Source organism: Ehrlichia minasensis (genome assembly GCF_004181775.1).
Lineage (GTDB): Bacteria > Pseudomonadota > Alphaproteobacteria > Rickettsiales > Anaplasmataceae > Ehrlichia > Ehrlichia minasensis.
Window position 1 is genome coordinate 1 of the sequence record NZ_QOHL01000048.1, and the last position, 2,326, is coordinate 2,326.

Consider the following 2,326-nt stretch of genomic DNA (forward strand, 5'->3'; position numbering starts at 1 on the left):
AATAAAAACAGATGCTTCTGGGTTGATAGGATAACTTAGTCCTAATTTTCCTTGATAAGAAATCTTAGGGTTTATGGTATCAAACATAGAAACCAAGTCAGTACCAACACCTACACATACATAAGGAGAGAAAGGTATTCCATCTGTTACGATGTCATAACATGCGTTTATCATAAATGATATGTCGGTTAGTCCTTCATTCTTTAACAAAACATATCTGCCTGTTGCAGGGCTTGTGTCGTGTGAAGCGCCGCTTTGACATAATGCGCAATACTTATGGGCATCATTCCTACAGTTATTTTGATTTTTAACTTCGAATACTTCATATAGAACTTCAAGCTCTATTCTTGGACCATACATTGAATAACCAATAGCTCCTGCAAACCCTAAAAATGGGTTATTTTCATATTTAAATGAGTAACCTTTATTGTTAAAATCATTATCATTATGTGTTGGGTGTTGTCTACCAAGCCAGTCGTTTTTTAGTCCATACAGTTGTGCAGTACTCACTTTTTCTTCTGTAGCAGAAAAAACACCAAACTGCGAAACACTTGGCATGTATTTTCCACTGATGTAGAAATCTCCGCTTATTTTGCCATCTTGTATTGTATCAGAAAAAGATAAATTTGGCAGAGAGTACATTAATGACATTAATGCAGTTGCTACGAAAATTTTTTTGCAATTCATAATTACACCTAAAATAGTAAAAATAAATTAACAATAGTAGAAGTACGAAGTAAATACAAGTCAGAATATGTATTTTGGTATAAAACACTAGTGACTTTTGTAAGAAAAATTTAACATGTTATGCAGTGTGCTAATAAACAAAAAGCACTGGTAAACACATTCTACAATAGGAAAGCTGAGTGTATATTTCATTGTAAGGTATAGAAAAGATACAAGAGATTTTGTGAAAATAAGCTTGGTAAATCTATAGTCTTATATTGTCAAGTAATTTTCACCGCTGCTTTTTCCCTTGTATACAGCTAATATAAAAACAGTTTTAGCTTTTCCACATGTGTATCACAAAACTAGAAGTTGAATCTACCTCCAAGTTCTAAGCCAAAGTGACATACATTTAATGTTACTGTTGTGAACTGTGGTCCTATTATCTTTGAGTCAATAGGTACCATAGCTGGAATATTTTTAAACTTATCGTTCACAATTTTGTGAAAATATATACCAAAAGAAACAGAAGATTCTGCACTTATGGGATAAGCTAGCCCTAACTTTCCTTGGTAGGAAATTTTAGAGCTTGTAGTTTCAAACATGTGAATTAAATCTGCACCGATACCTGCACATATATAAGGAGAAAAGGGCATTTTTTCAGCTGTGATGTCATAACATACGTTTGTCATAAACGAGATGTCAAGTAATCCTTCATTAATTAGAAATACGAATTTGTCTTTTGCACCACTCATATCATCACACTCACCATAATCACAGCGTGATAAAGCATAATACCTGTGAGCATCATTTGCGTAATTATCGCCTGGATTTTTTACATCAAACGTTTCATAAGATACTTCAAACTCTATTCTTGGTCTACCTACTGAATAACCAATAGCTCCTGCAAACCCTAAAAACTTATTACTCTGGTACTTGAATAAATAATTTTGAAAAATGAATATATTATCTGGTGATTTGGTAGATATTGCACTTCCATCCCAATTTTCTTTTAAGCCAAATACTCTGGTTGTATTTTCTTTCTCTTCTTCAGCTGAAAAAACTCCAAAGTGAGGAACACCTGGCATATACTTTCCTGCTATGTAGAAATTACCATGCATACTATGTACTGAATTGGAGTATGAGACATTAGGTAGGAAGTATATGGATGATATCAATGCACCTATTATAAAAACTTTTTTGCAATTCATATTATAACCTAATAGTCAAAACAAATTAACAGTAGTAAAAGTACAGATCAAATACAAGTCAAAGTATAGCTTTTAGTATAAAACACTAGTGGCTTTTGTAAGAGAAATTTAATATATCATGTAAAATTATTAACAAATAACATTTATATAACTGAGTATGAATGGTAACAAAAAACATATGGTTCTTCTAATGAAGAATTAACTTGCTGTATTTACTGTTGCTGTTCCTCTCTTATATTTGGGATGATAAAAGCAAAATTATACTACTTTCAAGAATGTAATAGCAATGCTAAAAGTTAAATCTACTTCCAATTTCTATCCCAAAATGGCACACATCTAATATCACTGTCGCAGATGGTTGTGCTGTAATACTTGATCCATCAGGTAATAGAGCAGGAATACCTTTAAATTTATTGTCTACTACTCTGTGAAAGTGTCCACCTGCAAAA

Annotated in this window: 3 protein-coding genes; all 3 read right to left on the reverse strand. The window is 32.3% G+C overall.

Annotated features, from left to right (window positions below; all coding sequences use genetic code 11):
• Positions 1-687: P44/Msp2 family outer membrane protein (locus DRF75_RS04960; protein ID WP_129992774.1), on the reverse strand; the 687-nt coding region annotated here is incomplete at its 3' end.
• Positions 688-1,031: 344 nt separating this feature from the next.
• The gene (locus DRF75_RS04965; RefSeq protein WP_129992775.1) at positions 1,032-1,877 is read right to left on the reverse strand and encodes a P44/Msp2 family outer membrane protein; all 846 of its coding nucleotides are present in this window, start codon (positions 1,875-1,877) and stop codon (positions 1,032-1,034) included.
• Positions 1,878-2,166: 289 nt separating this feature from the next.
• Positions 2,167-2,326: P44/Msp2 family outer membrane protein (locus DRF75_RS04970; protein ID WP_129992776.1), on the reverse strand; the 160-nt coding region annotated here is incomplete at its 5' end.

Excerpts from the sequence above, each read along its gene's own strand:
- DRF75_RS04965 (WP_129992775.1), bottom strand. The coding sequence starts at position 1,877 with ATGAATTGCAAAAAAGTTTTTATAATAGGTGCATTGATATCATCCATA.